This is a genomic window from Bacillus nitratireducens (genome assembly GCF_001884135.1).
Lineage (GTDB): Bacteria > Bacillota > Bacilli > Bacillales > Bacillaceae_G > Bacillus_A > Bacillus_A nitratireducens.
Window position 1 is genome coordinate 1 of record NZ_MAOC01000037.1, and the last position, 25,272, is coordinate 25,272.

At 39.0% G+C, this 25,272-nt stretch carries 28 protein-coding genes and 1 tRNA gene; 9 read left to right on the plus strand and 20 right to left on the minus strand.

The features are described from left to right. Window positions 1–88 precede the first annotated feature (88 nt). From rnr to BAU23_RS13585, 5 genes are all read right to left on the minus strand, one after another. Window positions 89–2,515 (minus strand): ribonuclease R, encoded by a 2,427-nt coding sequence (rnr, locus tag BAU23_RS13565; RefSeq protein ID WP_071734643.1) that lies wholly within the window; start codon window positions 2,513–2,515, stop codon window positions 89–91. Window positions 2,516–2,657: 142 nt separating this feature from the next. After that, window positions 2,658–3,398, minus strand: coding sequence for a carboxylesterase (estA, locus tag BAU23_RS13570; RefSeq protein WP_165615090.1), 741 nt, complete (start codon window positions 3,396–3,398; stop codon window positions 2,658–2,660). A 161-nt stretch (window positions 3,399–3,559) separates the two neighbouring features. Continuing rightward, window positions 3,560–3,793: a preprotein translocase subunit SecG gene (secG, locus tag BAU23_RS13575; RefSeq protein ID WP_000557263.1), complete on the minus strand. Its 234-nt coding sequence runs from the start codon at window positions 3,791–3,793 to the stop codon at window positions 3,560–3,562. A gap of 94 nt (window positions 3,794–3,887) precedes the next feature. Beyond that, window positions 3,888–4,580: an LrgB family protein gene (locus BAU23_RS13580; protein ID WP_000078301.1), complete on the minus strand. Its 693-nt coding sequence runs from the start codon at window positions 4,578–4,580 to the stop codon at window positions 3,888–3,890. Next, the gene (locus tag BAU23_RS13585) at window positions 4,577–4,945 is read right to left on the minus strand and encodes a CidA/LrgA family holin-like protein (protein ID WP_000673215.1); all 369 of its coding nucleotides are present in this window, start codon (window positions 4,943–4,945) and stop codon (window positions 4,577–4,579) included. Before BAU23_RS13585 ends, BAU23_RS13580 begins: the two co-directional genes overlap by 4 nt. A gap of 293 nt (window positions 4,946–5,238) precedes the next feature. On the opposite strand from BAU23_RS13585, the gene BAU23_RS13590 reads away from it, so the two are divergent. Next, entirely contained in the window at window positions 5,239–6,189 is a 951-nt protein-coding gene (locus BAU23_RS13590) for a nucleoside hydrolase (protein ID WP_071734644.1), read from the plus strand. 51 nt (window positions 6,190–6,240) lie between these two features. Here BAU23_RS13590 and eno read toward each other — a convergent pair whose 3' ends face one another. From eno to BAU23_RS13635, 9 genes are all read right to left on the minus strand, one after another. Next, the gene (gene eno, locus BAU23_RS13595) at window positions 6,241–7,536 is read right to left on the minus strand and encodes a phosphopyruvate hydratase (RefSeq protein ID WP_000103949.1); all 1,296 of its coding nucleotides are present in this window, start codon (window positions 7,534–7,536) and stop codon (window positions 6,241–6,243) included. A gap of 30 nt (window positions 7,537–7,566) precedes the next feature. Further along, window positions 7,567–9,096, minus strand: coding sequence for a 2,3-bisphosphoglycerate-independent phosphoglycerate mutase (gene gpmI, locus BAU23_RS13600; RefSeq protein ID WP_001231161.1), 1,530 nt, complete (start codon window positions 9,094–9,096; stop codon window positions 7,567–7,569). Then, window positions 9,093–9,848 carry a triose-phosphate isomerase gene (gene tpiA, locus BAU23_RS13605; protein ID WP_001231042.1) on the minus strand — a complete coding sequence of 252 codons (756 nt, stop codon included), beginning with the start codon at window positions 9,846–9,848 and terminating at the stop codon, window positions 9,093–9,095. Before tpiA ends, gpmI begins: the two co-directional genes overlap by 4 nt. Window positions 9,849–9,880: 32 nt before the next feature. Beyond that, window positions 9,881–11,065, minus strand: a complete 1,185-nt coding sequence (locus BAU23_RS13610) for a phosphoglycerate kinase (RefSeq protein WP_001036333.1) — start codon at window positions 11,063–11,065, stop codon at window positions 9,881–9,883. 139 nt (window positions 11,066–11,204) lie between these two features. Beyond that, the gene (gap, locus tag BAU23_RS13615) at window positions 11,205–12,209 is read right to left on the minus strand and encodes a type I glyceraldehyde-3-phosphate dehydrogenase (protein WP_000161234.1); all 1,005 of its coding nucleotides are present in this window, start codon (window positions 12,207–12,209) and stop codon (window positions 11,205–11,207) included. A 27-nt stretch (window positions 12,210–12,236) separates the two neighbouring features. After that, window positions 12,237–13,265: a gapA transcriptional regulator CggR gene (gene cggR, locus BAU23_RS13620; RefSeq protein ID WP_001258192.1), complete on the minus strand. Its 1,029-nt coding sequence runs from the start codon at window positions 13,263–13,265 to the stop codon at window positions 12,237–12,239. 135 nt (window positions 13,266–13,400) lie between these two features. Then, window positions 13,401–13,646 (minus strand): glutaredoxin family protein, encoded by a 246-nt coding sequence (locus tag BAU23_RS13625; protein ID WP_000869723.1) that lies wholly within the window; start codon window positions 13,644–13,646, stop codon window positions 13,401–13,403. Between the two features lie 9 nt (window positions 13,647–13,655). Then, window positions 13,656–14,963: an RNA polymerase factor sigma-54 gene (gene rpoN / locus BAU23_RS13630; RefSeq protein WP_071734645.1), complete on the minus strand. Its 1,308-nt coding sequence runs from the start codon at window positions 14,961–14,963 to the stop codon at window positions 13,656–13,658. Between the two features lie 258 nt (window positions 14,964–15,221). Next, window positions 15,222–15,297 (minus strand) — tRNA-Arg (locus BAU23_RS13635). Window positions 15,298–15,501: 204 nt separating this feature from the next. Between BAU23_RS13635 and BAU23_RS13640 the strand changes: the two genes are divergently transcribed. The 8 genes from BAU23_RS13640 to clpP all read left to right on the plus strand — a co-directional run bounded on the left by BAU23_RS13640 (window position 15,502) and on the right by clpP (window position 20,086). Beyond that, on the plus strand, window positions 15,502–15,708 hold the full coding sequence (locus BAU23_RS13640; protein ID WP_000216167.1) for a DUF1657 domain-containing protein: 207 nt from the start codon (window positions 15,502–15,504) through the stop codon (window positions 15,706–15,708). Window positions 15,709–15,799: 91 nt separating this feature from the next. Beyond that, window positions 15,800–16,288: a YhcN/YlaJ family sporulation lipoprotein gene (locus BAU23_RS13645; RefSeq protein WP_044738072.1), complete on the plus strand. Its 489-nt coding sequence runs from the start codon at window positions 15,800–15,802 to the stop codon at window positions 16,286–16,288. Window positions 16,289–16,316: 28 nt separating this feature from the next. Beyond that, window positions 16,317–16,793, plus strand: a complete 477-nt coding sequence (gene spoVAC, locus BAU23_RS13650) for a stage V sporulation protein AC (protein ID WP_000095410.1) — start codon at window positions 16,317–16,319, stop codon at window positions 16,791–16,793. Further along, on the plus strand, window positions 16,794–17,810 hold the full coding sequence (gene spoVAD, locus BAU23_RS13655) for a stage V sporulation protein AD (RefSeq protein ID WP_000938981.1): 1,017 nt from the start codon (window positions 16,794–16,796) through the stop codon (window positions 17,808–17,810). Further along, window positions 17,807–18,157, plus strand: a complete 351-nt coding sequence (gene spoVAE / locus BAU23_RS13660; RefSeq protein WP_000575919.1) for a stage V sporulation protein AE — start codon at window positions 17,807–17,809, stop codon at window positions 18,155–18,157. Before spoVAD ends, spoVAE begins: the two co-directional genes overlap by 4 nt. Before the next feature lie 9 nt (window positions 18,158–18,166). Further along, window positions 18,167–18,373, plus strand: a complete 207-nt coding sequence (locus BAU23_RS13665) for a DUF1657 domain-containing protein (protein ID WP_071734646.1) — start codon at window positions 18,167–18,169, stop codon at window positions 18,371–18,373. A gap of 20 nt (window positions 18,374–18,393) precedes the next feature. Then, window positions 18,394–19,263: a DUF421 domain-containing protein gene (locus BAU23_RS13670; RefSeq protein ID WP_000018902.1), complete on the plus strand. Its 870-nt coding sequence runs from the start codon at window positions 18,394–18,396 to the stop codon at window positions 19,261–19,263. Between the two features lie 241 nt (window positions 19,264–19,504). Beyond that, the gene (gene clpP, locus BAU23_RS13675) at window positions 19,505–20,086 is read left to right on the plus strand and encodes an ATP-dependent Clp endopeptidase proteolytic subunit ClpP (RefSeq protein ID WP_001049163.1); all 582 of its coding nucleotides are present in this window, start codon (window positions 19,505–19,507) and stop codon (window positions 20,084–20,086) included. 382 nt (window positions 20,087–20,468) lie between these two features. On the opposite strand, the gene BAU23_RS13685 is transcribed toward clpP, so the two are convergent. The 6 genes from BAU23_RS13685 to BAU23_RS13710 form a co-directional block, all read right to left on the minus strand. Then, window positions 20,469–20,717, minus strand: coding sequence for an HPr family phosphocarrier protein (locus BAU23_RS13685; protein WP_000250255.1), 249 nt, complete (start codon window positions 20,715–20,717; stop codon window positions 20,469–20,471). Window positions 20,718–20,740: 23 nt separating this feature from the next. After that, complete coding sequence (whiA, locus tag BAU23_RS13690) at window positions 20,741–21,691, minus strand: DNA-binding protein WhiA (RefSeq protein ID WP_000006565.1); 951 nt, start codon at window positions 21,689–21,691, stop codon at window positions 20,741–20,743. Between the two features lie 88 nt (window positions 21,692–21,779). Beyond that, complete coding sequence (locus tag BAU23_RS13695; protein WP_000712191.1) at window positions 21,780–22,733, minus strand: gluconeogenesis factor YvcK family protein; 954 nt, start codon at window positions 22,731–22,733, stop codon at window positions 21,780–21,782. A gap of 3 nt (window positions 22,734–22,736) precedes the next feature. Beyond that, window positions 22,737–23,618 carry an RNase adapter RapZ gene (gene rapZ, locus BAU23_RS13700; RefSeq protein ID WP_000138460.1) on the minus strand — a complete coding sequence of 294 codons (882 nt, stop codon included), beginning with the start codon at window positions 23,616–23,618 and terminating at the stop codon, window positions 22,737–22,739. 20 nt (window positions 23,619–23,638) lie between these two features. Further along, the gene (locus tag BAU23_RS13705; protein WP_001190080.1) at window positions 23,639–24,097 is read right to left on the minus strand and encodes an NUDIX hydrolase; all 459 of its coding nucleotides are present in this window, start codon (window positions 24,095–24,097) and stop codon (window positions 23,639–23,641) included. Window positions 24,098–24,311: 214 nt separating this feature from the next. Further along, on the minus strand, window positions 24,312–25,118 hold the full coding sequence (locus tag BAU23_RS13710) for a DUF368 domain-containing protein (RefSeq protein WP_000455189.1): 807 nt from the start codon (window positions 25,116–25,118) through the stop codon (window positions 24,312–24,314). Window positions 25,119–25,272 lie beyond the last annotated feature (154 nt).

Genomic DNA, 25,272 nt, shown 5'->3' on the forward strand with positions numbered 1-25,272 from the left:
CGAAGCCGCCGAACATTCTAGCCACTGCAGCTGGATTACATTAAAAAGAAAAAGCCCCGCTTTTCATCAAAGCGAAGCCACTCTTCTCTTACTTACGCTTTTTCTTTTTCTTCTTGAATCCTGGTACATTTTCAAAGAATCCTTTTTTCTTCTTGCCATTACTATTACTATCTTTTTTACCCGGCTGACTAGCGGATGTGGATGCTGATGCTTTTCCTTTTCCTTGGCCACCACGATCAAACTTTCTTCCTGTGCCGCGTTCGCCACCGCGCTCATTACTACGCTCACTACGTCCACCGCGTTTCTTTCTGCCTGTTCTTGGCTGCTCGATAACAACCGGACGATCTTTGAACTTACGACGAGGCGTACCTTTCATGCCAACGATTTCGAAGTCAATCGCGCGCTCGTCTTTATTTACGTTAATAACGCGAATTGTAATTTCGTCACCGATGCGGAATACGTTACCTGTACGTTCTCCGATCATTGCGAAATGTTTCTCGTCATAACGGTAGTAATCATCCGTTAAGTAGCTAACATGTACAAGACCTTCAATTGTATTCGGAAGCTCTACGAATAAACCGAAGTTTGTTACTGAGCTAATCATACCGTCATACTCTTCACCGATCTTATCAACCATATACTCTGCTTTTTTCATTTCGTCTGTTTCACGCTCAGCTTCAACAGCACGGCGTTCCATATTAGAAGAGTGCTCTGCAATCTCCGGTAAGTTTTCACGCCATTTTGCTTGTGTTTCCTTGTCGACTTTACCGTTAATGATGTATTCACGAATTAATCTATGAACAATCGTATCTGGGTAACGACGAATTGGTGATGTGAAATGCGTGTAGAACTCAGTTGATAAACCGAAATGTCCTAAGCTCTCCGAATCGTAACGAGCTTGCTTCATAGAACGAAGCATAACTGTTGAAATTACTATTTCTTCCGGCTGCCCTTGAACCATTTCAAGAATTTGTTGCAGTGCACGAGGATGCACTTCATTCGCACGTCCTTTTACTGCATATCCGAAGTTCGTTACAAATTCGAAGAAACGCTCAAGCTTATCTTCTTTCGGATCTTCATGGACACGATACATAAACGGTACGTTCATCCAGTGGAAGTGCTCTGCTACTGTTTCGTTCGCAACAAGCATAAACTCTTCAATTAACTTCTCTGATACAGAACGATCACGCATTACAACATCAGTCGGTTTTCCTTCTTCATCTACTAACACTTTTGCTTCTTTAAAGTCAAAGTCAATTGCACCACGGCGCATACGCTTTTCACGTAAAATTTGTGCCAATTGACCCATCTCTTTAAACATCGGTACTAGCGGCTCATAGCGTTTGACTAACTCTTCGTCCTCATCTTCTAAAATGCTTCTTACGTCAGCATACGTCATACGCTCTGTCGTTTTAATCACACTTTGGAAAATCTCGTGCTTTACAACATCACCTAGATTGTTGATTTCCATTTCACAAGATAGTGTCAGACGGTCTACTTTCGGATTTAACGAACAAATACCGTTTGATAAACGATGCGGAATCATCGGAATTACACGGTCTACAAGATATACACTCGTCGCTCTCTCTGCTGCTTCAACATCAATTGGAGAACCTTCTTGAACGTAATGACTTACATCCGCAATATGAACACCAAGCTTGTAGTTACCGTTCTCAAGCTTCGTTACTGTAACAGCGTCATCTAAGTCTTTTGCATCTGCGCCGTCAATTGTAACAATCATTTGGTCACGTAAATCACGGCGATCTTTTAAATCCTCTTCTGAAATCGTTTCTGGTACACTGTTTGCATGCTCCATCACTTCTTCAGGAAATGCTAAAGGTAAATGGTGTTTATGGATGACAGATAAAATATCTACTCCTGGATCATTTTTATGACCTAGAATTTGAATAACTTCACCTTCTGCACTTAAACGATTCTCTGGATAGCTCGTAATTTTCACAACTACTTTATGGCCTTCTACAGCACCCATTGATGCGCTTTTCAAGATGAAAATATCACTTGTCCAACGCTTATTATCAGGTATAACAAACCCAAAGTTTTTCGATTCTGTATATGTACCAACTAGTTCCTTCGTTCCACGCTCTAAAATACGAACAATTGAACCTTCTTGGCGTGATCCACTTGATTGTGAGCTAACACGTGCTAATACTGTATCACCATGAAGTGCACCGTTTAACTCTGTAGGCGGGATGAAAAGATCATCGTCTCCCGTTTTCTTCTCGTCTGGTACTACGAATGCAAAGCCACGTGCATGTCCAATTAACTTACCACGTACTAAATTCATCTTTTCAGGAAGACCGTAGCGATTACTACGTGTGCGGATAACAAGTCCCTTCTCTTCCATCATTACAAGTGCCTTTACAAAATCTTTAAAGCCTTCAGAACCTTCAATTCCAAATGCCGCTTCTAACTCTTGTATTGTTAACGGTTTATACGCTTCTTCTCTCATAAATAATAACAACTTATCAATATTTTCTTGTATGATTTCTTCCAAGCAGAAATACCTCCTTTAAACCCTTATATTATTTAGTGTATCCGAAAGACTCGGGATGTATAAAGCGAAACTTTAATACTCCCCTAATGATTTTTACAGTTTTCACAAAAAATTCCTTATGAAAAAAAGAGGCAACTAGATCTTACCAATCTAGTTGCTCCAAGAAGTTATATACATCCTCATGTAGCTCGTCACGTTGCTTATCAAGTGTAATGACATGCGTAGAGTCTTCATACCATTTAATGTCTTTTAACGTAGATTCTACACCGTTATAAATAATGTTAGCACTATCTGTATTAATCATTTCATCATGACGCGCTTGTACAACAAATGTTGGTGCATAAATCATATCCACATTGTTACGTACGTCAGCAATTAATTGTTGTAATGCTTTTAATGTATTCATCGGTGTCTTTTGGAATTCCAACATTTCTTGTTCGATTTGCTCTGGTGATTTTTGCTCACGATTTTTATATTCGCGGGCATATGCCAATATACCTTGGTACATCGTTTCTTCACTCTTAATATACATCGGTGCACACATTGGTACCACACCTAAAACCGGTACTGTATAACCTAATTTTAAAGAAAATACTCCGCCAAGTGATAATCCAACAACAGCAATTTTCTCAAAGCCTTTATCTTTTAAAAGCTGATATGCCTCCGTTACGTCTTGCCACCAATCTTCAGGACCCGTATGAACAAGCTCTTCTGGTGGTACACCGTGCCCTTTATAAATTGGCGCATGACAAGTGTAGCCTTTCTTTTCTAAGAAACGCCCTAACATACGTACATCAGCTGAGTTTCCTGTGAAACCATGTAGTAATAAAACAGCGCGGTCTCCACCCTCAAATGTAAATGGTTTCGGAGATGCTAACTTCATCATGTACTTCTCCTCTTTCTCTTCTGTAATCTAGTCGTATTCTTTCTATATCTAGTGTACCATATTTATATTTCTATAATCTAATTAGAAACATCTTTCAAATGGCAAAATAAAAAAAGAAGAACCATTAGTACAACTTACTAACGCTTCTTCTTTCAATTCTATAAATTTAAGTACGTAACAGCAATTGTTAATACGAAGAATAGAACGGCTAAAACAATCGTAATACGGTTTAATACTGCTTCAATTCCACGTGCTTTTTGCTTACCAAATAATTGCTCTGCACCGCCTGAAATTGCACCTGAAAGGCCTGAGCTATTACTAGACTGCATAAGTACCATAACAATCATTAAAATCGATACAATAATAAGTAAAACGGATAATAACGTATGCACTTGGCGTACCTCCTACAAAGATTCAGTTATTTTAACTGTAGCATAAATCCTATAGAAAAGCGAGAGCTATAGGGTCGCTCTCGCTTTTCTTCTATTACATAAACATCATTGCAAATAATGGTCCGAGCAAACATGTCAAAATTGCTGTTAATGTCATTGTTACCGATCCAATAACACCTTCATGCTCATTATTTTTCATCGCTCTCATAACACCCATAATATGAGATGCACATCCAAATCCGATACCTTTACCAACAGAGTTTGTAACACGGCTCCATTTTAATAAAAGCGGGCCTGTAATCGTTCCAGTAATACCTGCGATAACGACGAAGGCCGCTGTTAAGGAAGGGACACCGCCCACTTGTTCAGATACACTCATCGCAACTGGCATTGTCACTGACTTTGGTAAAGAAGATAAAATTAAACTTTTATCTGTTCCCATAAGCGTGGCGATAGCGAAATCACTTGCAATCGCCACTGTTGTACCTACTAATACGCCACCAGCAATTGGTACAACATATTTTTGCAGAACGTGGCGTTGTTTATAAAGCGGGATTGCAAATGCTACAACACCTGGTCCAAGTAGCTTCGCAATCCAGCCACCACCGCTTTCCATATAGTTTTGATATGGTATATCAAGCATGATAAATAAGAAAGCCATTAATCCTGTCGCTACAAGCATTGGAATTGTAAATGGTGTTGGAAATAATTTATAGATTTTTTTAGATAATTGATATAATAGCACCGTAAAAAGAACCCAACCGATTCCGATTAATATTTGGCTCATTGTGTCTCTTTTTCCTTTCTATTCGCAAGATATTGTCCTGTATGTCCTGCGACGATAATAATTAAAAATGTACTCGCTACAATTGTAATGAAAAGAGAAATTCCTTTACTCATAAAAAAAGCACCGTAATTCATTAGGCCAAGTGTTGGCGGAATTAATAAAAACGGCATAATCGCAACGAGTGTTTCTGCTCCTAAATCAAACCATTTCACAGGCAGAACTTTTAAGCTAAGTAAAACAAGTAAGAGAAACATCCCAATTAAACTTCCTGGAATCGGCATATTTAACATTTCTTGCAGCCAAGTTCCAACCATATAAAACACATAAAGAGCAGCAATTTGGACAAGAATCTTTGTAAATTTCATCTTCATCATCCCTCATGTTTATACGATCTTCTGTTAATATCTTTATCATAGTATAAATTGTAAAATGCTGCAATTTATCAAATCGACAATGAAAATTCACTATATTATACGCTTACACCCCTGATATGACTGCGTTTCCGAATGTAATTTATGTCAAAAACCTTGACCTATTATATAAAGTTTATATTTTCTGAATTTTGATGGTTGTTATTTTAATAAAACAAAATTCTTCACTCCATTTTTATTCTTCCTTCTCTTTAGCACACATATATATAAATATAGGTGGTGAACATATGTCTAAAAAAGTTCTCATTTTTTGTGATCCTGGAATCGATGATACGATAGCCCTCCTCCTTGCATTCTTTATCGATGAAATTGAAATCGTTGGGATTGTCGCTGATTACGGCAATGTTCCAAAAGAAATGTCCGTACAAAATGCTCATTTTCTTAAACAAAAATCAAGAAATAGAGATATAAAAATATTTGGTGGTTCAGACCGTCCTCTCAATGGAGATCCTCCCGCTTTTTTTACCAATATTCACGGTAAAGAAGGGTTAGGGCCAATCATCCCAAATGAAAAGTTACAAAACGGGGAAATGGAGAATTTTTTTGAAGTTATCCCGCTTATCGAGCAGTATAAAGACGAACTAATCATTGTAAGTTTAGGGCGACTCACTTCCCTAGCTGTTTTATTTATTTTATGTAAAAATTTAATGCAGCAAATCAAGTCTTATTACGTAATGGGTGGTGCCTTTTTGCACCCAGGTAATGTAACTCCCATATCAGAAGCGAATTTTTATGGTGATCCAATCGCGGCTAACATTGTATTACAATCCACATCCAACATGTACATATACCCGTTAAATGTAACTCAGTATTCCATCGTTACACCTGACATGGCTGAATATATTGAGGCGAAAGGAAAGGCTTCTCTCGTTAAACCTCTATTCGATCATTACTACTATGGATATTACGAAAAAATTTTGCCACAATTAAAAGGCTGCCCTTTTCATGACACGATACCGATATTAGCTTTACTTGATAATTCTATGTTTACCTACTACAAATCACCAATTACCGTCATGACCGAATCTTACGCTCAAGGAGCAAGCATCGGTGATTTCCGCTCTTTAGTAGGATCAAGCCCATTCATCAATCGGCCCTCGCAACAAATTGCTATCGATTTTGATTATAATCTCTTCTTTAAACATTTCATGTCACTTATGACGAGTGAGCAATTTTAAGCATAAAAAAACAGACCGTGATTTCTCACGGTCTGTCGTTATTTTCTACAATTATCGTTTGATGTTGTAGAAAGATTTGATACCATCGTAAACAGCGATTTCGCCTAGTTCGTCTTCGATGCGTAATAATTGGTTGTACTTAGCAATACGGTCCGTACGGCTCATAGAACCAGTTTTGATTTGGCCAGCGTTAGTTGCAACTGCGATGTCAGCGATTGTAGCATCTTCAGTTTCACCAGAACGGTGAGATACAACTGCTGTGTAACCAGCACGTTTAGCCATTTCGATAGCTTCGAAAGTCTCAGTTAAAGTACCGATTTGGTTAACTTTAATTAAGATTGAGTTAGAGATACCTTTTTCGATACCTTCAGCAAGTTTTTGAGTGTTAGTTACGAATAAATCGTCACCAACTAATTGTACTTTATCACCGATACGCTCAGTTAATAATTTGTGACCATCCCAGTCGTTTTCGTCTAAACCATCTTCAATAGAGATGATTGGGAAGTCTTTGCAAAGCTCTTCGTAGAAATCAACCATTTCTGCAGAAGTTAAGCCAGTACGGCCTTCGCCTGCAAGGTCATATTTACCAGTTTCTTTGTTGTAGAACTCAGAAGAAGCAACGTCCATTCCTAAGAATACGTTCTCGCCAGCTTTGTAACCAGCTTTTTCGATAGCTTCGATGATTACTTCTAATGCTTCACGGTTAGAACCAAGGTTTGGAGCGAATCCACCTTCGTCACCTACTGCAGTGTTAAGACCTTTGTCATGTAATACAGCTTTAAGTGCATGGAATACTTCAGCACCCATACGGATTGATTCTTTGAATGTTGGAGCGCCAACTGGTAAGATCATGAACTCTTGGAAGTCTACGTTGTTATCAGCGTGAGAACCACCGTTGATGATGTTCATCATTGGAGTTGGTAATTGTTTTGCATTGAATCCACCAAGGTAACGGTATAATGGAAGACCTACGAAGTCAGCTGCTGCGTGAGCTACTGCCATAGATACACCAAGGATAGCGTTAGCGCCTAGTTTACCTTTGTTTGGAGTGCCATCTAATTCGATCATAGCACGGTCGATACCAGCTTGGTCAGTTACGTCGAAACCAACGATTTCTGGAGCGATTGCTTCGTTAACGTTGTTTACTGCGTTCATAACACCTTTTCCAAGGTAACGAGATTTGTCACCGTCACGTAATTCTACTGCTTCGTGCTCACCAGTAGATGCACCACTTGGTACGATAGCGCGTCCGAAAGCGCCGCTTTCTGTGTAAACTTCTACTTCTACAGTTGGGTTACCACGAGAGTCAAGGACTTCGCGAGCATAAACATCAATAATTGTTGACATAATAAATTCTCTCCTTTTTATATAAGCAAATTATTTAATAATTGTTTTACCTGTCATTTCTTTCGGTTGTTCCACATTTAAAAGTGTAAGCATTGTTGGAGCGATATCTCCTAAAATACCACCTTCACGAAGCTCTACATCATTTTTTGTAACGATGAAAGGAACCGGGTTAGTTGTATGAGCTGTCATTGGTCCACCATCAGCAGTTAACTCCTGATCAGCATTACCATGGTCAGCAGTAATAAGTGCTACACCATCTTTTGCAAGAATCGCTTCTACAACTTTTCCTAAACATTCGTCAGTTGCTTCTACTGCTTTAATTGTTGGTTCCATCATCCCAGAATGGCCAACCATATCACAGTTTGCAAAGTTAAGAATGATAACATCATGTTTATCATTTTCAATTTCATTTACTAAAGCGTCCGTTACTTCGTAAATGCTCATTTCAGGTTTCAAGTCATACGTTGCAACCTTCGGTGAGTTAATTAAAATACGCTCTTCTCCTGGGAATTCAGCCTCACGACCACCGCTAAAGAAGAATGTAACGTGCGGATACTTTTCAGTTTCCGCGATGCGAAGTTGCTTTAATCCCGCTTGCGCAACAACTTCACCTAATGTGTTATCAAGGTTCATTGGCTTGAATGCCACGTAACCATCTACAGTTTCACTGAAATGTGTCATACAAACGAATTCAGGAATGTGAGGTACTTTTTCACCACGATCGAACTCACGGAAGTCTTCGTTTGTAAATACACGAGCAATTTGAATTGCACGGTCTGGACGGAAGTTATAGAAGATAACTGCATCATCATTATTGATTGTTGCAACTGGCGTGTCATCTTCGTTAACAATTACAGACGGCAATACGAATTCATCGTAGATACCATTTGCATAAGAGTCTTCTACACACTCTTCTGCTGATTTATAAGTAGGTCCTTCGCCATTCACCATAGCACGGTAACATTTTTCTACGCGATCCCAACGCTTGTCACGGTCCATGGAGTAATAACGACCAGAGATAGTCGCGAATTGTCCTACACCTGTTTCTTTAATTACTTCATTTGTTGCATCGATATAACCTTTTGCTGTTTGTGGTCCAACATCGCGGCCGTCTAAGAATGCATGGATATAAACTTTCTCCACGCCTTCTTTTGCAGCTAAGCGAAGAAGAGCAAACATATGGTTCATGTGACTGTGCACACCACCATCAGAAAGTAAACCGAATAAATGAAGAGCAGTACCTTTTTCTTTTACGCTTTTAATTGCATTTTGGAAAGTTTCGTTCTGATCGAACTCACCTTCACGAATTGCAACGTTTACGCGTGTTAAGCTTTGGTATACGATGCGGCCTGCACCGATATTTAAGTGACCAACCTCAGAGTTACCCATTTGACCTTCTGGAAGACCTACTTCCTCACCACAAGCTGTAAGCGTTGTGTGAGGGAATTTGTTCCAGTAACCATCAAAATTAGGTTTCTTAGCTTGTGCTACAGCATTCCCGTAAGTTTCTTCACGTAGTCCGAAACCATCAAGAATGATTAAAGCTGTTGGCTTTCTCATTTTACCGCCCCCAGAAGACCTAAGAACGAAGCAGGCTCTAAGCTAGCACCGCCAACTAAAGCGCCGTCGATGTCAGATTGTGCCATATACTCTTTAATGTTTTCTGGTTTTACGCTACCGCCGTATTGAATACGAACAGCTTCTGCAGCTTCTGGAGAAACAGCTTCTGCAACAACTTTACGGATGTGCGCACATACTTCATTTGCATCTGCAGAAGAAGAAGATTTACCTGTACCGATAGCCCAGATTGGCTCATAAGCGATAACAGTTGCTTTAACTTGCTCTTCTGTTAAACCTGCAAGTGCTTTTGTCACTTGACCTGCTACTAGATCAAATGTTTTTCCGCTTTCGCGCTCTTCTAAAGTCTCACCACAACAAACGATTGGTGTTAAACCATGTTCAAATGCTGCAAGAGTCTTTTTGTTTACTGACTCGTCTGTTTCAGCAAACATTTCACGACGCTCAGAGTGGCCAAGTACTACGTAGCCTACTTTTAAGTCGCTAAGTGCTACTGGGCTAATTTCGCCAGTGAATGCACCATTTTTTTCGAAGTGCATGTTTTGTGCACCTACTTGTAAATCAGTTCCTTCAGTTGCCGCTACTAAGCGCTCTAAGAATAGAGCTGGAGAGCAAACTACTGCATCAACAGCTGAAGCTGCTGGGATTTGACCTTTAACTTCCTCTACGAAGCTAACTGCTTCAGATAGAGTTTTATTCATTTTCCAGTTACCTGCGATAATTGGTTTACGCATGCTTTGCACCGTCCTTTTTCTTTGGCTGCTACTTATTTGTCGTTAAGACAAACTACACCTGGAAGTTCTTTACCTTCCATGAATTCTAATGACGCACCGCCGCCAGTAGAAATGTGGCTCATTTTATCAGCCATACCGAATTTTTCAACAGCTGCTGCAGAGTCACCACCGCCGATAACAGAGTATGTATCTTCTGCATCTGCTAATGCTTGTCCTACTGCTTTTGTACCTTCTGCGAATGGAGTCATTTCGAATACACCCATTGGTCCATTCCATACAACAAGCTTAGAATTTTTAATTACATCTGCATAAATTTCACGTGTTTTAGGACCGATGTCCACGCCTTCCCAAGTAGAAGGGATAGAGTCGATACCTACGATTTGAGTTGTTGCAGTTTCAGAGAATTCCTCTGTGATTACAACATCAACTGGCATGTAGAAGTTTACGCCTTTTTCTTTTGCAAGTTGCATAAATTCTTTAGCTAGTTCGATCTTGTCGTCTTCACATAGAGATAGACCAATTTCATGACCTAAAGCTTTAACAAATGTGTAAGCAAGTCCGCCACCGATGATTAAGTTATCTACTTTGTCTAATAGATGACGAATTACACCGATTTTATCTTTTACTTTCGCACCACCGATGATAGCTGTGAATGGACGTTCTGGGTTAGAAAGTGCTTTACCTAATACATCTAACTCTTTTTCCATTAATAGACCAGATACTGCTGGTAGGTAGTCTGCGATTCCTGCTGTAGAAGCGTGAGCACGGTGAGCTGCACCGAATGCATCGTTTACGAAGATATCAGCAAGAGCTGCAAATTCTTTCGCAAGTTCTGCATCGTTCTTTTCTTCGCCCGCATAGAAACGTACGTTTTCAAGAACTAATACGTCGCCTTCGTTCATTGCTGCAACCATTTCTTGTGCAACTGGTCCGAATGCTTCGTCCGCTTTTTTAACATCTTTACCAAGAAGCTCGCCTAAACGTGCTGCTACTGGAGTAAGACGTAATTCTTCTACTGCTTGACCTTTTGGACGGCCTAAATGACTTGCTAAAATTACTTTCGCACCTTGCTCTACTAAATATTGAATTGTAGGAAGAGCTGCACGGATACGAGTTTCATCTGTAATTTTGCCTTCTTTCATAGGTACGTTGAAATCAACGCGGCAAAATACACGCTTACCTTTTAAATCTACGTCACGAATTGATTTTTTGTTCATTGGATTTCCCTCCGACTACTAGTTAGGATTGACAAAACCCATTCAAAAGCTTAACACATTTGCTTCTAAAACGAAAGAAGAGAGAGAGGGAACAAACCCTCTCCCTCGTTTTGTCATTGATTACTTATATACTTAAGAATTAAAGACCTTTAGAAGTCATGTATGCTGCTAAGTCTACTACGCGGTTAGAGTAACCAGTTTCGTTATCGTACCAAGAAAGTACTTTAACCATGTTACCTTCCATTACCATTGTAGATAATGCATCGATTGTAGAAGAAGCTGTACATCCGTTATAGTCGATAGATACTAATGGCTCTTCGCTGTATCCAAGGATACCTTTTAATTCGCCTTCAGCTGCTGCTTTGAATGCTGCGTTTACATCTTCAACTGTTACTTCTTTGTCAAGTTCAACAACTAAGTCAACAAGAGAAACGTTAGCAGTTGGAACACGTACAGCGCCACCGTTTAATTTACCTTTAAGTTCTGGTAATACTAATGCTACAGCTTTAGCAGCACCAGTAGATGTTGGGATCATGTTTTCAGCTGCTGCACGAGCACGACGTAAATCTTTGTGTGGTAAGTCTAAGATTTGTTGGTCGTTAGTGTAAGAGTGAATTGTTGTCATCATTCCGCGTTTTACGCCGAATTTTTCGTTTAATACTTTAGCGAATGGAGCTAGACAGTTTGTAGTACAAGAAGCGTTAGATACTACGTTGTGGTTAGCTGCATCGTATTGTTCGTGGTTAACACCCATAACTACAGTGATATCTTCGTCAGAAGCTGGAGCTGAGATGATAACTTTCTTAACTGATCCACCTAAGTGTTTCTCAGCGTCTGATTTTTTAGTGAAGCGGCCAGTAGATTCTACTACTACTTCTACTCCGTAGTCGCTCCATGGTAATTGAGCTGGGTCACGCTCAGCGATAACTTTAATTTCTTTACCGTTAACAACGATGCTGTTTTCGTTAGCAGATACTTCTGCATTTAAAGTTCCGTGAACTGTGTCATATTTTAAAAGGTGAGCTAATGTTTTAGCATCTGTTAAGTCGTTGATTGCTACTACTTCTACCTCAGAGTTGTTAAGAGCTGCGCGGAATACGTTACGTCCGATACGTCCAAATCCATTAATACCAATTTTAGTCATTTGAATTTCCTCCTTGGGGGATTATATTTAAAGGGTAATACCCTTTGTTAACTGTTTTGCTGCACCTTCATCTGTAATTAGAATTGAAGTGTGCCCTTGCTTTATTACAGCCTGTATTGCCTTTGCCTTTGAAGAACCTCCAGCGACTGCAACAACGTGAGATACATTTTGTAAATCTTCAAGTTGCATACCAACTGTTCTTACTTTATGAACAACATTTCCTTGTTCATTAAAGTAGTAACCGAAAGCTTCGCCAACTGCTTCGCTTGCCTGAATCTTTAACCAATCTGCTTCTGAAGTATTTCTGCGACGTGCCATTGTTAGCGCATCACCAATTCCATGAATGACGATATTGGAAGATCGAATCAACTCAAGAACTTCTTTCACGGAGGGCTCTGTTACAATGGACGCATATGCTTCGCTACTAACGTGATCTGGAACATACAATAAGCGATAATTACTCATCGTATTTTGTGCCATTTTGGCGCAAATGGTATTGGCTTCTAACTCAACACCTTCTCCAATTCCACCACGTGCTGGGACAAATAGCATATGTAAATCTTTGCAATCAAGTTGCATCATGTCCGCAGCAGCAGCTAGCGTAGTTCCTCCAGCCACAGCAACGATATTATTCACTGTCAGACGGTCTTTTATACAAGTCACACAAGCACGGCCCATCTCCAGTTTGACCCAAGGTGATTCATCACTATCACCAGGGACAACGAAAACTTCATCCAAGTCTAATGTTTCCTTAAGTTGTTTTTCTAAAACCTTTAACCCGGAAATTTCTTTCATAAAGTCTTCCAAAGCAAGAACTAAAGCTGTTCCTTCTTCTGTCAAAGTCATTCCAGAAGAAGCGACGTGAACTAAGTTTTGTTCTTTCAAAACTTGAACTTCACTTCGCAATACTCGTTCTGTCATACCGAGACTTGCTGATAAGTTCCTTCTTCCAATCGGCTGCATGAGCCTGATGTATTGAAGAACTTGCATTCTCGTTTGCATAACAGGTAGCAGATCAGGTAATAATTTTTTTGTGTTCTGAATCCATGAGCGCATATCTTTTCTCCTCACTACATTGGTTCATTTCCCCTTGTGGTCACTTTGTGTCCCGTAGTGACATTTTATGTCCCACATAGGTTAAAAAAATAATCCCTGCTACGTGTATTATTGTAACAGGAGATAGAAACTTATTCAACTCTTAACTGCATTGTTTATATAGTTTATTATGACACCTTTGTGAATGTTACCATATTCCACCTGTTCCCCACCTATTTCTACAACCGGAATCATTAAATGATATTTCTCCAAAAGGTCATTATCTTCATATATATCTATTTCCTCGATTTGAAAAGAATATTCACATTGTACTTCCTTTAAAACTTGTTTCGCTTTTTCACAAAGACCACAATCTTTTTTTGTATATAGTACAACTTTCATCTTCTTCACCTATCCAATTGTTTTTCTTAGAGACGAAGCTGGAATATGCATCTGTTCTCTATATTTCGCAACTGTTCTTCGAGAAATAACGATTTCATGCTCTTCTTCTAATAATTTTGAAATCTTTTGATCTGAAAGTGGCTTTTTCTTATTCTCCGCTTCAACAAGTGTTTGAATAAATTGTTTTACACGCTTTGTAGAAACTGCTTCATCTTCAGTAGTCGACACGGCATTGCTAAAGAACGATTTCATCTCAAATAAACCGTGTGGTGTTTGCACATATTTATTTCGCGTTGCACGACTAATTGTAGATTCATGCACACTTAATTCTTCTGCTACTTCTTTTAAAGCAAGCGGTTTTAAATACGCTGGACCTTCCCAGAAGAAATCACGCTGTTTTTCCATTATGATGCCCATTACTTGTAAGAGCGTTTGTTTTCTCTGTTTCAAACTGCGCATAATCCATTGCACATGCTGATATTTCTCCGATACGTAAGAAGCAACTTCACTTTCACTATTATTTAGAAGCGCACTATACTCAGAATGAATTTCAATTCTTGGCATATTTCTCTCATTCATTTGTAAAACGAGACGATCACCATCTTTTTTCACCGCCATATCAGGCACAATATAAAGTGGTTTATCAGAAGAAAATGCAAGACCTGGCTTTGGTTGTAATGACGTTATACAATTTACCGCACTTTGCAATTCCTCATTACTACACTTCAGTACTTGAATGAGCTTTCGCCAATCTTTCTTCACGAAATAAGCAAAGTGATCCTCTATAACCTCTTCCGCTAATCCATTCCGTCTTTGTAAGCGCTTCAATTGCAAAGTTAGACATTCCTGAATATTACGTGCTCCTACCCCTGCTGGCTCGAGTGATTGGACAAGCTCAACAGAGCGGTCGACTACATGAAGCGGTGCGGAAAGGAGATCTGCTAACTCTTCATTCGTTTCTTGTAAATACCCATTTCCATCCATATTCATAATAATGAAGGAAGCTACTTTTCGCTCTTCTTCTTCTATTTTATAATACTGTATTTGATTTAATAAATGTTGCTGAATCGTTGTTGAATCCACGCTGTAGATTTCCATCTGATTCTCGACTTGTTTGCTGGTACTTTTACTTGTGTTAGAGCTCTTTTTCTTCTCCCTCTCAAAACCACCTAACTCAATAAGGGGATTCTCTAACGATTGCTCATACAAAAACTCCGATAATTCTTGTATATTATACTGGAGCATTGTAATCGCTTGCCTTAACTCTTGTGTCATTGCCAAACGTAAGCTTTGTTCTTGTAAAAGACTTGCCTTCAAACTAATCTCCCCCTTGTTTCTATTGTACAATAAGTTTGGTAAAAGGAGAATGCTATCACAGACACCCATTCCAAAATATTATTAATTTATATGTATTAATGAGATTTACAACTTACAACCGAAATTTGAATAATATTGAAAGAAAATAATAAAGGAAAACATTATTACCAAGTACTAATAGTAAATCTTATCACTAGATATAACAAGAGGGAAATAAAAAAAGTCCTAACCTACAAAACGTAAGTTAGGACTTTTTGACGCGCCCAGAGGGATTCGAACCCCCGGCAGACGTGGTACCGGAAACCACCGCTCTATCCGACTGAGCTATGGGCGCATGGATATAAAAATCACTTCATTTTCTTCTCATAATAATAGCAATAAAATCCATCTAAATCAATAAAAATATCCCCTTAATCCTTTATGCACCTTAGCTAAGAGCATATAAAACATATCTCTCCCCTAAATTTTCCAATCATAAATTCACCCCAATTCACAAATTATAATCTTTGAATTGATATTCCAAAGGGGGCTTCATTCAATGACTGTAATTACTAAACTAAAGCAAACTGTTTCTGGATTAAAAAGTGCACAAGCTAGCTTAGAGGGGTTCGCTCTTGATACGGATAACCAACAAGCAAAGCAACTTTTCCAAACAGCTGCGCAACAAACACAAACAATTATCGATTCTTTAAACCCGCGCGTTGAAGAAGTCCAGCAAGAAGAACCACAATACACACAGCAATAACGAATCAGTCATGCTGTGAAATAGAAAAAGGATGATATACAATCATCCTTTTTCTCAAATTACATAACGCAATAGAAATGGAATGATTATAATGCGAAAACTCGGAATCATAGCCGCGTTATTTATGCTCCTATTCGGTTCACTTACCGGATGTGATAATAGCCCGTTAGATAAAAAAGTAAAGAAAGAAGAAGCGAAGCGAACAGATGAGAAAAAAGGCCCTAAATTAACAAAAATGAGCACAGAATCCTTTAATCAATCTATATCGCAAGACGCTAAGAAAAAAGCTCTTGCTATGGAGGGAATTATAGAAGCTACCGCAGTTAATACAAATTTAGATCTTTACATAGCCATCAAACCTGAACATCACGAAAGATTTGGTTTAAAACCTTTACGAAGTAAATTAAAAAAGAAGCTAAGTGATGAGAACCCTACTTTCGATATTCGTGTAAGTACGGACAAAAAGATTTTTATGCTCATAGAAGAACTTGAAAACAAAATTAAGAACAAGAAAATAAGCAAGGATGGCATTAAAGATCAATTGAAACTCATTCAATCAGAAATGGGATCTAATATTTAAGCTTTCTAAAAGAGAAGGAAGGATTCAAATGTCTAGTAAAGATAAAAATTTAACACCTGTGCAACAAGAATATAAAAAATTTGAACAACAGCGCGAACCGAAGCGCCCCGTTTTAAAAAATTGTATAAAGGCTTTTTTCGTCGGGGGATTCATTTGTCTAATAGGCCAATTGATTTCCACCTTTTATATTACGTATTTTGATTTCACTGAACGCTCTGCCGGAAACCCTACCGTTGCAACTCTTATTTTTATCTCCATGCTATTGACGGGATTTGGCGTCTACGATCGCCTTGGGCAATTTGCTGGTGCTGGCACCGCAGTTCCCGTTACTGGATTTGGTAACTCTGTTATTGCCGCGTGTATTGAACACCGTACAGAAGGGTTCGTTCTCGGCGTTGGTGGTAACATGTTTAAACTAGCAGGATCGGTCATCTTATTTGGCGTATTTTCAGCTTTTGTCATCGCTCTTATTAAAACGATTCTCTTTCAATGGGGAGGGCTGTAAATGTTACAAGGACACCGAACATGGGTATTCGAAAACAAACCAGTTATCATCTCAACAGGTGTAGTCGGTGGCCCATTTGAGGCAAATGGAAAAATCCCTGAAGACTTCGATACCCTGCATGAAGATTTATGGCTCGGACAAGATTCTTACGAAAAGGCGCATAAAATTTTATTTGAAGAAGCTTGTAGCCGCGCTACCGAAAAGGCAAAGCTCCGTAAAGACGATATTCAATTCGTACTCGCAGGGGATTTAATTAACCAAATAACTCCAACGAGCTTTGCATGCCGCACACTCGGAACACCTTATCTCGGTTTATTCGGCGCCTGTTCTACCTCTATGGAAGGCTTAGCACTCGGCGCAAGTATCGTAAATGCAAAAGGTGCAAAGTATTTATTAACTGGGGCATCAAGTCATAACGCTGCGGTAGAAAAACAATTCCGCTATCCAACTGAATATGGTGGTCAAAAACCTCCTACGGCTCAGTGGACAGTGACCGGTGCAGGCGCGGCTATTTTAAGCGACACTGGATATGGTCCACAAGTAACATCGGCCACCATTGGACGAGTTATTGATATGGGACTAACAGATCCATTTAATATGGGAGGCGCGATGGCTCCAGCTGCTGTCGATACGATTGAAGCCCATTTACGCGAACGACAAATCGACGCCTCTTATTACGACTTAATCGTAACAGGGGATCTTGGACATGTCGGTCGCGAAATTGCTTACGACCTACTACATAAACATGGAACAAAGGTAAAGAGCGAGCAATTTCAAGATTGCGGAATCATCATTTATAGAGAAGGTCAACCTGTCATAGCTGGTGGAAGTGGTCCAGGCTGTTCAGCAACAGTCGTATACGGACATTTATTAAACCGAATGAAAAGAGGAGAATTCAAAAAAATACTTGTCGTTGCGACAGGCGCTTTACTATCTCCACTTACATTCCAACAAGAAGAAACGATTCCGTGTATCGCTCACGCTGTTTCGATTGAATTTGGAGGTGCAACGCAATGATTTTTTTCTGGGCTTTCGTCATTGGTGGACTCATATGCGTAATCGGACAGCTTATGTTTGATGTCGGCAAACTAACCCCCGCTCATACGATGGCAACACTCGTTGTTGCTGGAGCTATATTAGATGGATTCAATCTGTATGAACCATTAATCGACTTCGCAGGCGCTGGCGCAACTGTACCTATTACAAGTTTCGGTAATGCCCTCGTTCATGGCGCGATGGAAGAAGCAGCCAAACATGGCATCGTCGGCGTTATTACCGGCATGTTTAAAGTAACGAGTGCTGGTGTATCAGCCGCCATTATTTTCGGCTTCATTGGAGCATTGCTATTCAAACCGAAAGGATAAGGTGTTCGTATGACAGTTATCGCTAGCGTTAAAACCTGCCTTGCCAGTGTAAGGGGCGCTCAAGCAAGTTTAAGCTCCCTTTCACTAAATTCACAGGATGAAGAATCAAAACGTGTATTTCATGAATGTATGTTAGAAATGGACAGCATCATCACCGATTTACAGGATAGAGTTTCAGTATTAGAACGTGAAGAACCTCAATATAAAGGGTTTTAAGTAGACTGGAGGAAATGACTATGTCTCACCTGCCGGAATGGACACTTGTCATTCTTCGCTCTGTATTCATATTAATTATTTTATTCGCTATTACGAAATGGTTAGGGAAAAGACAAATCTCTCAGCTCTCCTTTTTTGAATACATAGCCGGAATGACAATCGGTGACATCGCTGCCCAAGTATCTACAGGGCTCGATTCAAAATTTTTCCACGGTGTCTTTGCGATACTCATTTTCGCTGTGGTACCTTTTTTCACAGGAATCCTCTCTTTAAAGAACAAAACAGCTCGAGATTTTTTTGAAGGAAAATCTACCGTATTAATAAAAGACGGAAAGATACTCGAAGACAACTTAAAGAAAGAAAAATATACAAGTGACGAATTACTGGAACTTCTCCGTGGAAAAGATGCTTTCAGCGTAGCTGATGTTGAATTTGCTGTACTAGAACCTAGCGGAGAATTAAATGTATTATTGAAGAAAGATCGCCAACCACTTACAGCAAAAGACATCGGCTTAAAAGTACCAAACGAAAAAGAACCACAAACTGTTATTATGGATGGAAATATTTTAGACGAACCTCTATCCGCTAGTGGACATAACCGCGCTTGGCTACATTCTGAACTAGAAAAGCTTGGTGTTGTTATTGAAAATGTCTTTCTCGGTCAAGTGGATTCATACGGACAACTTACTATCGACATTTATAATGACAAACTACAAATGCCCTCTCCTCAAAACAAGCCTTTATTATTAGCGTCTTTAAAAAAATGTCATGCTGATCTTGAACTATTTTCCCTAGAAACAAAGTCGAAATCAGCAAGCGAAATGTATAGTAAAAACGCGAAACACATCGAAAAGATTTTAAATAAAGTAACCTATCTTTTAAAAGAATAGATATCGAAAGAACGCTTCAGTCAAAAGGCGTTCTTTTCTGTTTTTCTACAGTTTTTATAACGTTTAAATTTATGTAATTCGGTTATGATGTTGAAGATACATAAGCAGGGAATTTCAAAAACATAGCGAATATTTCATGGTACAACTACATATTTTTTTGATTTAAAGTGGTTTCGTTTGACCTTTATTGACCATAATTGTATTATAAGACTAAGAAAGCTTTAGAAGGAGGAAATAACAGATGAATTTAATTCCTACAGTAATTGAACAAACAAATCGTGGAGAACGCGCTTACGATATTTACTCTCGACTATTAAAAGACCGCATCATTATGCTTGGTAGTGCAATTGATGACAACGTAGCTAACTCAATCGTTTCCCAGCTTTTATTCTTGGAATCTCAAGATCCAGAAAAAGATATTCACATCTACATCAACAGCCCTGGTGGTTCTATCACAGCAGGTATGGCAATTTACGATACAATGCAATTTATTAAACCACAAGTATCAACAATCTGTATCGGTATGGCTGCATCTATGGGTGCATTCTTACTTGCAGCAGGTGAAAAAGGAAAACGTTATGCACTTCCAAACAGTGAAGTAATGATTCACCAACCACTTGGTGGAGCACAAGGTCAAGCGACTGAAATCGAAATCGCTGCTAAACGTATCCTATTCTTACGTGAAAAACTAAACCAAATTCTTGCTGACCGCACAGGTCAACCACTTGAAGTTCTACAACGCGACACAGACCGCGACAACTTCATGACAGCAGAAAGAGCTCTAGAATACGGTTTAATCGATAAGATCTTTACAAATCGTTAATTAATTAAAAGCGAAGGCGGCTCGTTTAGAACAGGAGGAAGTTGGAACCCCTGATTCCGAGGCGCCTTTTGCCTCGAATGAAGGGGTGAAACGACCGGAGATTCTAGCCGCCGGAGCTGGATACATTAAAAGCGGAGGCGGCTCGTTTAGAACAGGAGGAAGTTGGAACCCCTGATTCCGAGGCGCTTTTTGCCTCGAATGAAGGGGTGAAACGACCGGAGATTCTAGCCGCCGAAGCTAGATACAACTAAAGCGGAAGCGCCCTATACACAGGGCGCTTTTTTATTATGCCCTTTCGTCTACATCCCCCACCAATCGAACTCCCCGCCCCCCACCACAAACAGCAAAACAAAAAAGCTATCGCACATTCGCGATAGCCTTTTTATTGTACATATGCAGCTAATGCTTCTAAAGCTTCCTCTGCATCTGAACCTTCTGTTGTAATTGTAATCATGCTACCCGTTCCGATTGCTAAGCTCATAATCCCCATTATGCTCTTTGCATTCACTGTCTTCCCATCTTTCTCGATGAAAATATCAGAATGAAAACGATTTGCCTCTTGCACAAACAACGCAGCCGGACGTGCTTGTAAGCCGTTTTTTAATGAAACTTTAACCAGTTTTTGAACCACAGCTCCATTTCCCCTTTAACCTCTTATTTTTTTGCTACTGCTTCCCCCGCGCGTAATTTCTCTGCAATATCATCGATTTTACGCAAACGATGATTAATACCCGATTTACTAATTTTCCCCCCGGATACCATCTCACCTAACTCTTTCAATGTTACATCTTGATAATCTCTTCGTAACTGTGCAATTTCTCTTAATTTATCTGGCAAAATATCAAGCCCAACCGTCTCGTCAATATAGCGGATATTCTCGATCTGCCTTAGCGCTGCACCAATTGTTTTATTTAAATTAGCTGTTTCACAGTTAACTAAACGATTTACTGAATTACGCATATCGCGAACAATTCGAATATCTTCAAATCTTAAAAGTGCATTATGAGCACCTATAATATTTAAAAACTCTGTAATTTTCTCAGCTTCTTTCAAATACGTAATGTACCCTTTTCTTCTTTCCAACGTCTTACTATTTAAATCAAATCCGTTCATCAGTTCACATATAGCATCATTATGTTCCTTATATAACGAAAAGATTTCTAAATGATAAGATGATGTTTCTGGGTTATTTACTGAACCACCTGCTAAAAATGCACCTCGTAAATACGATCGTTTACAACATTTCTTCTCGATTAATTCCGGCGATATATTTCGAATTAACGAAAAGTCATCTCGAACAATACGAAGATCTGCTAATATTTCGCGAGACTTCTCAACAAGCCGTACGATATATACATTATTTTTCTTCAATCGCATTTTTTTACGAACAAGTAATTCTACCGTCACATCATATCCTTTTTTCAAAAGCGTATAAATCCTTCTTGCGATTGCTGCATTTTCCGTTTGAATATCGATAGATAAGCGACGGTTTGAAAAAGAAAGCGACCCATTCATTCGAAGCAACGCTGATAATTCAGCTTTCTCACAGCATTCCTTCATTTCAAGGTTGGTCAACTCTTTCTTGGTTTCCGATGCAAATGACACAGTCAACACCTCCTTATACGATTATTTTGGAACAAAAATCTTGTCCTATATGAATGAGGAGCGTTACCTCAAACGAGGCAACGCACATTTATAGCAGTGAATATAAAATCGAAGCTAACTTTAATGTATCATGTCTTACAACACGCTCATCATACTTCGCTAATTGATCTTGAATGATTTCGATATTATTTGCAGCAAAACGATCTGTATCCACTACAACTGGTCCCGACATTTCTTCCTCATATAACTTACGTAATTCACAAGGAATATCACGATTATTTACAATTGCAGTGTCGATAAATGGTTTACCTAAATGATCATGTAACGCCTGCACATGATCGAACGCAGTATACCCCATCGTTTCACCCGCTTGCGTCATAACATTACACACATATACCTTCTTCGCTTTTGCAGCAAGAACAGCGTCCCCAATTTTATTAACAACTAAATTCGGTAATATACTCGTGTACAGACTTCCTGGACCGAAAACAAGTAAATCAGCTCGTTTAATTTCCATCAACGTTTCATATAGCGGTTCTACATCTTCTGGAGTTAAAAAGACACGATTAATCTTCTTCCCGAAATAAGGGATCTTTGATTCACCTGTTACAATTTCCCCATCTTCTAACTCTGCATGAAGTACCGCACTTTGATTCGCTGCTGGCAATACACGTCCTCTGACATTTAATACTTTACTTGTCTCCGTAATCGCGTGGTAAAAGTCTCCTGTAATCGAAGTCATACCTGCCAATAATAAATTTCCTAACGCATGACCTTTCAGCCCGTCTCCAGTTGTAAAACGGTGCTGGAATAAAGCTTCCACTAATGGTTCTACATCCGATAACGCAACAAGTACGTTACGAATATCACCTGGAGGTGGAATTTCTAGCTCATCACGTAGTCTACCTGAACTGCCCCCATCGTCGGCTACTGTTACAACTGCCGTAATATCAACAGGATATTGTTTTAATCCTCTTAATAATACAGAAAGTCCAGTTCCTCCTCCCATGATGACAATTTTAGGTTTTCTCTCTTTTTTCATCCCTTAATGGCCCTTTCTCTTCTCCACATCACGATGAGATACATGAACACTATACTCTGGTTTCAAATGTTTCCCAAGGTACTCTGTAAGCGTAACAGAACGATGTTGTCCCCCTGTACATCCAATCGCAATTACAAGTTGACTCTTACCTTCTCTTTTATAATGAGGCAGCATGAAAGTAATAAGATCCGTCAATTTCTCTAAAAACTTATGTGTCTCATTAAATTTCAACACATACGACGAAACTTCTTCATCCAGTCCTGTTAATGGCTTCATATGTGGAATATAGTATGGATTTGGTAAAAAACGAACATCAAATACTAAATCAGCATCAATTGGAATTCCGTACTTAAATCCAAACGACATAACATTTACACGGAACGCTTGCTCAGTTTCTGTTGAGAATATGTGAACAATTTTTTCTCTTAATTCTTTCGGTTTCAAATCTGATGTATCAAGCACAATATTTGCTCGCGCCTTCATATCAGTTAATAGACCTCGCTCAGCTTCAATTCCCTTTAACGGCAAGCCAGTTGGCGCAAGTGGATGCGAACGTCTCGTTTCTTTATAACGAGTTACAAGCGTGCTATCTTTCGCATCTAAAAATAAAATATGAGGGATAATCCATGTACGTTCTGATAAATCATCAAGTGCTCCCCATAAATACTCAAAAAACTCTCGGCCACGTAAATCAATACCGAGTGCCACTTTATTCATTTTACCTTTTGAATCCGCCATAAGTTCAATAAACTTTGGCAATAACATCGGTGGTAAATTATCTACACAAAAATATCCTAAATCTTCAAAACTTTGTAACGCTACCGTTTTTCCAGCTCCAGACATCCCTGTAATAATTACCATTTTTATATCATTATTCTCTGTCATCGTATCCTCTCCTTGCAGATTTAACTCGGATCTAATCGATATGAAAGCAACTCAAAATCTGGGGTATATACAAATGTACCGTAGATTATACCATTCCCTTTAATTAAATAATCAATAATGTGATAATCTCCTGGTGCCATTGCTAAATCATCAATTTTATCAAATGTATGCCAACCAATGATGCCTTCTTCGCTCTCTAATTTGTTTTCTCCTGCAAAATCTGTTGCTAAAAAGGAGAACATCATCCATTCAGAAACAACCTTATCACCTTCTTGGATGACAAAGGTGAAGACCCCTTTTAATGCTGGGTTCTTTAAATAAATACCTGTTTCTTCACGATACTCGCGAACAACGGAATCTCTTACCGTCTCACCACGCTCCATCTTTCCGCCTGGCGCAACCCACCAATTTCGGCGAGGTTTTTGGAGTAAGAGTACTTCATTATCTCTAATTAACACACAGTTTGTCACTCTTTGCATGTTTCTTCACCTCAGCTACTTGCAGCAAAATTTCTCACTGCATACTCATTTCATTATACTATCAAAAACAGTTTGCTACAACGAAGGTGCCAGTCCCCTTTCGCTAAGCAATCGTAAAATTTTTTCTATAACAAGCAATCAAAATACCTTACTTCCCATGAATAGCACATAAAAATCCCCTTAACGTTTTTACCGTTAAGGGGACGAAAAATCCTTATTTCTTACCGAAATAAGTAACAACCGCAAATCCTAAAATAAAAGTAATAATTGAACTTACAATTGAAATTCCACCAGTCGGAATGCCAGGGAACACAATGACAATTGAACCGATAACAAGTCCAATAATTGCCGCAAATGTCATACTTTTATAACGATCTAATAAAAAACTAATTCCTTTACTACTTACAACAAATCCAACCATAACGCCGGCACCAATAACCGCGATTAACGGTAAATTGAGTGTAGTTAAAGCGTTAATTGCTGTCGGGTACACACCAATAATTAATAAAATAAACGATCCGCTAATTCCAGGAAGAAGCATAGCCATACTAGCCATCCATCCTGCGAAAAATAAGCCAATTGCATTTAAAATTGTTAACGTCGTAATTGGATCAGCTGCCTTATCTGGTTTAAAGAATGCTGTTATCGCAACAAGAATTGCCGCAATTATTAATAAGGCAATATGACCACCTTTAAACGTTGCCTTTGCATCCGCTTCTCTCATTAACATCGGTAATATACTAATAATTAAACCGAGGAAGAAAAATTGAGTCGGTTCATAATGATTTGCTAATAAATATTTAATAACGTGACTTAACGTTAGAAAAGCTGCCGCTACACCCGCTGCAAGTGGGATTAAAAATGCTAAATGTTTTTTCCATTCGCGACTAAAGAATCCGCTAATTGCTGCGAGCAATTGTTCATAAATCCCTAACACAACAGCGATTGTTCCGCCGCTCACACCAGGAATTAAATCACTAACGCCCATACAAAATCCACGATATATATTACGCCATTCCATACTGAATAAATTCCTCATTTCTTATAGTGATTTTTTCCGTAAATTCTAGTATAACAATAAGAAACATTAAATTCTTAATTATTTTTGACAAAAGTTTGACATTTGAACAAAAAAAAGAAAGCCACCCATCGGTAGCTTTCTTCTCAAAAGGAAA

What these genes read in the sequence shown, in the direction of transcription:
- estA (WP_165615090.1), bottom strand. Translation starts at nt 3,398, where the DNA reads ATGAAGTTAGCATCTCCGAAACCATTTACATTTGAGGGTGGAGACCGC.
- BAU23_RS13580 (WP_000078301.1), bottom strand. Translation starts at nt 4,580, where the DNA reads ATGAGCCAAATATTAATCGGAATCGGTTGGGTTCTTTTTACGGTGCTA.
- BAU23_RS13585 (WP_000673215.1), bottom strand. Translation starts at nt 4,945, where the DNA reads ATGAAATTTACAAAGATTCTTGTCCAAATTGCTGCTCTTTATGTGTTT.
- BAU23_RS13590 (WP_071734644.1), top strand. Translation starts at nt 5,239, where the DNA reads ATGTCTAAAAAAGTTCTCATTTTTTGTGATCCTGGAATCGATGATACG.
- eno (WP_000103949.1), bottom strand. Translation starts at nt 7,536, where the DNA reads ATGTCAACAATTATTGATGTTTATGCTCGCGAAGTCCTTGACTCTCGT.
- gpmI (WP_001231161.1), bottom strand. Translation starts at nt 9,096, where the DNA reads ATGAGAAAGCCAACAGCTTTAATCATTCTTGATGGTTTCGGACTACGT.
- tpiA (WP_001231042.1), bottom strand. Translation starts at nt 9,848, where the DNA reads ATGCGTAAACCAATTATCGCAGGTAACTGGAAAATGAATAAAACTCTA.
- BAU23_RS13610 (WP_001036333.1), bottom strand. Translation starts at nt 11,065, where the DNA reads ATGAACAAAAAATCAATTCGTGACGTAGATTTAAAAGGTAAGCGTGTA.
- gap (WP_000161234.1), bottom strand. Translation starts at nt 12,209, where the DNA reads ATGACTAAAATTGGTATTAATGGATTTGGACGTATCGGACGTAACGTA.
- cggR (WP_001258192.1), bottom strand. Translation starts at nt 13,265, where the DNA reads ATGCGCTCATGGATTCAGAACACAAAAAAATTATTACCTGATCTGCTA.
- BAU23_RS13625 (WP_000869723.1), bottom strand. Translation starts at nt 13,646, where the DNA reads ATGAAAGTTGTACTATATACAAAAAAAGATTGTGGTCTTTGTGAAAAA.
- BAU23_RS13640 (WP_000216167.1), top strand. Translation starts at nt 15,502, where the DNA reads ATGACTGTAATTACTAAACTAAAGCAAACTGTTTCTGGATTAAAAAGT.
- BAU23_RS13645 (WP_044738072.1), top strand. Translation starts at nt 15,800, where the DNA reads ATGCGAAAACTCGGAATCATAGCCGCGTTATTTATGCTCCTATTCGGT.
- spoVAC (WP_000095410.1), top strand. Translation starts at nt 16,317, where the DNA reads ATGTCTAGTAAAGATAAAAATTTAACACCTGTGCAACAAGAATATAAA.
- spoVAD (WP_000938981.1), top strand. Translation starts at nt 16,794, where the DNA reads ATGTTACAAGGACACCGAACATGGGTATTCGAAAACAAACCAGTTATC.
- spoVAE (WP_000575919.1), top strand. Translation starts at nt 17,807, where the DNA reads ATGATTTTTTTCTGGGCTTTCGTCATTGGTGGACTCATATGCGTAATC.
- BAU23_RS13665 (WP_071734646.1), top strand. Translation starts at nt 18,167, where the DNA reads ATGACAGTTATCGCTAGCGTTAAAACCTGCCTTGCCAGTGTAAGGGGC.
- BAU23_RS13670 (WP_000018902.1), top strand. Translation starts at nt 18,394, where the DNA reads ATGTCTCACCTGCCGGAATGGACACTTGTCATTCTTCGCTCTGTATTC.
- clpP (WP_001049163.1), top strand. Translation starts at nt 19,505, where the DNA reads ATGAATTTAATTCCTACAGTAATTGAACAAACAAATCGTGGAGAACGC.
- BAU23_RS13695 (WP_000712191.1), bottom strand. Translation starts at nt 22,733, where the DNA reads ATGAAAAAAGAGAGAAAACCTAAAATTGTCATCATGGGAGGAGGAACT.
- rapZ (WP_000138460.1), bottom strand. Translation starts at nt 23,618, where the DNA reads ATGACAGAGAATAATGATATAAAAATGGTAATTATTACAGGGATGTCT.
- BAU23_RS13705 (WP_001190080.1), bottom strand. Translation starts at nt 24,097, where the DNA reads ATGCAAAGAGTGACAAACTGTGTGTTAATTAGAGATAATGAAGTACTC.
- BAU23_RS13710 (WP_000455189.1), bottom strand. Translation starts at nt 25,118, where the DNA reads ATGGAATGGCGTAATATATATCGTGGATTTTGTATGGGCGTTAGTGAT.